Annotated in this window: 6 protein-coding genes; all 6 read right to left on the minus strand. The window is 64.9% G+C overall.

Going from position 1 to position 5,017, the window contains the following annotated elements; translation table 11 throughout:
* A partial coding sequence (locus WBF82_RS22905; RefSeq protein ID WP_424385221.1) for a mercuric reductase occupies positions 1-1,038 on the minus strand: 1,038 nt, incomplete at its 3' end.
* Positions 1,035-1,490 (minus strand): glycine zipper 2TM domain-containing protein, encoded by a 456-nt coding sequence (locus tag WBF82_RS22910; RefSeq protein ID WP_424385226.1) that lies wholly within the window; start codon positions 1,488-1,490, stop codon positions 1,035-1,037. The genes WBF82_RS22905 and WBF82_RS22910, both read right to left, overlap by 4 nt.
* 108 nt (positions 1,491-1,598) lie before the next feature.
* Positions 1,599-2,492: an ATP phosphoribosyltransferase gene (gene hisG / locus WBF82_RS22915; protein WP_424385222.1), complete on the minus strand. Its 894-nt coding sequence runs from the start codon at positions 2,490-2,492 to the stop codon at positions 1,599-1,601.
* Positions 2,492-2,773 (minus strand): phosphoribosyl-ATP diphosphatase, encoded by a 282-nt coding sequence (locus tag WBF82_RS22920; RefSeq protein ID WP_424385223.1) that lies wholly within the window; start codon positions 2,771-2,773, stop codon positions 2,492-2,494. Before WBF82_RS22920 ends, hisG begins: the two co-directional genes overlap by 1 nt.
* Before the next feature lie 27 nt (positions 2,774-2,800).
* Complete coding sequence (locus tag WBF82_RS22925) at positions 2,801-4,267, minus strand: sugar porter family MFS transporter (protein WP_424385224.1); 1,467 nt, start codon at positions 4,265-4,267, stop codon at positions 2,801-2,803.
* Between the two features lie 9 nt (positions 4,268-4,276).
* A partial coding sequence (locus tag WBF82_RS22930) for a vitamin B12 dependent-methionine synthase activation domain-containing protein (protein WP_424385225.1) occupies positions 4,277-5,017 on the minus strand: 741 nt, incomplete at its 5' end.

A 5,017-nucleotide genomic window follows, 5' to 3' on the forward strand; every position in this document is an offset into this window, starting at 1 on the left:
GATGTAGAGGGCATAGGTGGGAATGCGGTCGCTAACCCGGCGCGGGTCGCCGTCGAGCAGGTTGGCCGCGACGATTTCGAAGTCGTTGTAGGAGGTGTGGGTGAAGGCCCCCTTGCCGTTACAGTCGCCCATTGCCCAAATGTGGTCGACGCTGGTTTTCAGTTGATCGTCTACCGTGATGTATCCCCGGCCATCGGTGTGGACGCCTGCCCGCTCGAGACCGAGGTCGTCGGTGTTGGGCTGTCGACCGACCGCCAGCAACAGATGACTACCGGCTATCGATGCGCCCCCGGACTGAGGTGTCAATTCAAAACCATTGTCCTGCTTGGCTATCCGAATATCAGCAGCATCAACGACGATATCGATGCCCTCGTTTTGCAGAATCGCCTTGATGGTGTCCGAGACATCTTCGTCTTCACGCGATGCCAGCCGCGGCCCTTTCTCGACGACGGTCACCCGCGCGCCGAAGCGGCGATACATCTGGGCGAACTCGAGCGCGATGTAGCTACCGCCGACAATGACCAAATGGTCGGGCACGCTATCGAGTTCGAGAATCGACACATTGGTGAGGAAGTCGACATCGCTGAGCCCGGGGATGCCGGGCACCACCGCACGGCCACCAACGTTGAGGAAGATTTGCTCGGCTTTTAGAACTTCGTCGCCGACACGCAGGGTGTGCGAGTCCTCAAAACGGGCATGACCGCGAATGACGGTGCAGCCGTCCATTCCGTTGAGCCAGTCTTCGACACCCTTGCGGTCGCCCAGCATGATGTCGTCTTTGCGCGCCTTGACTTTCGCCATGTCGACACTGACCACTCCGGTGCCGATGCCGAAATCGCCGCCGCGCCGGGCTAGATGGGCAGCGTGCGCGCTGGCCACCAATGTCTTGGTTGGTATGCAGCCGGTGTTGACGCAGGTGCCGCCGATCAGCTTGCGTTCCACGACGGCGACGGTGTGGCCCGCCGCGGTCAGCCGGCCCGCCAGCGGGGGGCCGGCCTGGCCGGCGCCCACGACGATCGCGTCGAAACGCGTTGTCACAGAGCAGCTGTTGCTGCGGCGATCGCGAACCCACCTAACACTGCGATCGCATCTTCGAGCAGCGCGATTGGCAGGTCGTGGCCGTGGGAGGCGACCAGGCGAGAGCGTGCCTGGTAACCGCCCAGGGTGCCCAGGACCGCGCCGATGATGCCGGCGCCCAGGCTGCCCCACTTATACCCCCATGCCGTGCCGAGAACCGCGCCGGCGAACGCGCCCAGGGCGATGCGGGTGGCGAAAGATGGTGGCGAGGTGCGCGCGGGTGTTTTGGGAAGTTTGTCGGCAACGAGTTCACCGATCGCCAAAACGGTAAGGACAATGACCGTAATGATGTTGGCCACCCAGGCCGCCCAGGTGTGACTCATGTTGATCCAGCTGAGAAATGCGGCCCAGGCGACGACAGCCGGAGCGGTCAAAGACCGTAGGCCGGCGACCACACCGATCAGCAAAGCCATGAGTAGGACAAGTAGATGGTGTGCCACGGCGACCTCCTGGATTCTCGGCGCGATCCGTTGCCCGTAGCGGGACGCTAACACAGCAACGCCGACGGCACCGGATCTAGATCAGAAGCGACAGAACCTGATGTCTGAAGCCAGGATCGCCTTCGCCCCGATGGCGGCCAGCTCGTCCATGATCGCATTGACATCGCGACGCGGCACCAGCGCCCGGACCGCCACCCATTCGGGATCTGCGAGCGGCGCGATCGTCGGCGACTCCAATCCCGGTGTGATTGAGGTGGCTTCGTCGAGCACCGAACGCGGGCAGTCATAGTCGAGCATCAAATACTGTTGACCAAACACCACCCCCTGGACCCGCGCGACGAGCTGTTCCCGAGCTGACGCCTCGGGCCCGCCGTCGGAGGCGGCACCGTCGACCTGCTCGATCAGCACCGCCTCTGAATCGCACAGTGTTTCACCGAATGCCACCAGGTTGTGCAGGTTCAGCGTGCGACCAGAGCCGACCACGTCGGCGATCGCGTCGGCCACCCCCAGCTGCACGGAGATCTCCACGGCACCGTCCAGCCGGATCACGGTTGCGTCAATCCCGCGGCCCGCCAGGTCTTCTCGGACCAGGTTCGGGTATGCGGTGGCGATTCGCCGGCCGGCCAGGTCCTCGATGGTCCAGTCGCGGTCGGCCGGCGCTGCGTAACGAAACGACGACGACCCGAATCCCAGCGCCAGCCGTTCGTGCACCGGCGCGCCCGACTCGCGCGCCAGGTCCCGTCCGGTGATCCCGAAGTCGAGCTCCCCCGAGCCGACATAGATTGCAATGTCTTTGGGCCGCAGGAAGAAGAACTCGACGTGGTTGTGTGGGTCGATGACTGTCAAGTCTTTGGGATCGGTACGACGACGGTAACCGGCCTCAGCGAGAATCTCGACGGCCGGCTCGCTCAGCGCCCCTTTGTTGGGAACGGCGACCCGTAGTCTCGTTGAGCCGTTCCGATGCTGGGCTACCATCACAGCTTCCGGTAGACGTCGTCGAGGGTGAGCCCGCGGGCGATCATCAGCACCTGGGTCCAATACAGCAACTGACTGATCTCCTCGGCGAGTGCGTCATCGGGTTCGTGCTCGGCGGCCAACCACACTTCACCGGCCTCCTCCAAGACCTTCTTGCCCACCGCATGTACCCCGGCATCCAGCGCGGCCACGGTGCCGCTGCCGGTCGGGCGGGTGCGGGCGCGCTCGCCGAGTTCGGCAAACAGATCCTCAAAGGTCTTCACGGGCAGCGATTGTTTCATGGGCGCCTAACCAAAGTCACGGCGGTTTCAGGTCGCGGACACTTCGTCGGGCATGTCTTCAAGCGAAACGCCGTTGGTTTCGCGCACCCACCTCCACACGAAAAAGAACGACAGCACCGCACACGTCGTATAGAAGACGTAGGCGAGACCGAGCGCGTGACGCAGGGCCGGGAAGCTCACCGCGATGGTCCAGTTGGCCATCCACTGCACGCCCGAGGCCAGGCCCAGCGCTGCCGACCGGATCCGGTTGGGGAACATCTCGCCCAGCAGCACCCACAACACCGGACCCCAGGACACGGCGAACGAGACCACGAATAAGTCGGCCGCCACTAGCGCGACGATCCCGGAAGCCCCGTCGAGTTGTGGCTGACCGTTACGGACCGACGCGCCGGCGAAAACGACCGTCATCGTGATCAGCATCAGCGACATGCCCGCCGAACCCGCCAGCAGCAGCGGCCTGCGACCGAGCCGGTCGATCAGCGCGATCGCCACCAAGGTGATCAGCACGTTGACCCCGGTAGTCACCAGACCGATGGTGAACGACGATTTTTCGCCGAATCCCGCTGCTTCCCAGAGCAAATCGGAGTAGTTGAAGATCACGTTGATGCCGACGAACTGCTGAAAGACGGCCAGCCCCAGACCGACCCAGACGATGCCGTACAGCCCGCCGGTCGGTTTGCGCAGATCGCGCCACGACTGCGGCTTCTCTTGCTCGAGGGTGTCGGCGATCCGGGCGATGGTGTGCCGGGCGTCGCGTTCACCCAGCAGCGTGGAAAGCACCTGACTGGCCTGCGAGATACGTTGCCGGGCAACGAGATAGCGCGGTGACTCGGGAATCGTGAACAGCAGCACGAAGTAGAGCAGCGCCAAAGCCAACTCGCTGAGAAACGTCCAGCGCCAGGCCGCCAGGCCCAGCCAGAGCGGCTTGCTTGCACCACCGGCGATGTGGAACGGCACCCAGGTCAACGCCAACGCGCCGAACAGGCCGCACACGATGGCGAGCTGCTGCAGCGAACCGAGCCGGCCCCGGAACCGCGGCGGTGAGACCTCGGCGATGTAGGCCGGAGCCGCAACCGACGAGAAGCCGATGCCGATACCACCGATGAAGTGGAAGACGATGAACATCCAAATAGTGGTCGCCAGCCCAGCGCCGAGTCCGCACACGAAAAATGAAGCCGCCGCGAGCTTCATGATCGACAGGCGGCCCAACCGGTCGCCGAGCCGGCCGGCCCACACCGCCCCGACCGCGGCACCCAGCACCGCCGAGGCCGCGGCGAAGCCCAGGATCCCGTTGCCGATGTGAAAGGTGGCTTGCAGCGCCTTGACTGCGCGGTTGGTCGTGGAGATGTCGTAGCCGAACAGCAATCCGCCGATCGCGGCCACCGACGCGTAGCGCACCGCGGCCCGGAAGGCAGCGCGCCCGGCGCGGGGATCGACGGGTAGGTCCTCGTGCGTTGCCGTCGGCGGCTGGCCCCCGGCGTCGTCAGCGCCCATGTAGAGGGCTCAGTCCTCGGGGTTGTAGCCGAGGTTGGGGGCCAGCCAGCGCTCGGCTTCTTGCAGTGTCCAGCCCTTGCGCTTCGCGTAGTCGGCGACCTGGTCCTGGGCCAGCCGACCCACCACGAAGTACTGCGACTGCGGGTGCGAGAAATACCAGCCGCTGACGGCAGCACCGGGCCACATCGCCATCGACTCGGTCAACTCGATGCCGGTCCGCTCACCGACGTCCATCAACTTCCAGAGCGTCGCCTTCTCGGTGTGCTCCGGACAGGCCGGGTAGCCGGGCGCCGGGCGGATTCCGCGGTACTTCTCACCGATGAGCGCCTCGTTGTCCAACTGCTCGTCGGGCTGGAATCCCCAGAACTCCTTGCGGACTCGTTGGTGCATCCGTTCGGCGAACGCCTCTGCCAGCCGGTCGGCGATCGACTCAAGCAGGATCGCGCTGTAGTCGTCGAGGGCCTCCTTGAACTCCGCGATCTTTTCTTGGCTGCCGAGTCCCGACGTGACGGCGAAGGCGCCGACGTAGTCGGCCAGACCGGTGTCCTTGGGCGCGATGTAGTCGCCCAGCGACCGGTTCGGGATGCCGTCCCGGTGCTCGCCCTGCTGGCGCAGGTTGTGCAACGTGGTCAGCACCTCGGTGCGGGTCTCGTCGGTGTAGACCTCGATGTCGTCGCCGACCGCGTTCGCCGGGAAGAACCCGATCACCCCGTTGGCCGTCAGCCACTTCTCCTTGATCAGGGTGTCGAG

It is taken from the genome of Mycobacterium sp., from assembly GCF_049673265.1.
In the GTDB taxonomy this organism is placed as follows: Bacteria; Actinomycetota; Actinomycetes; order Mycobacteriales; family Mycobacteriaceae; genus Mycobacterium.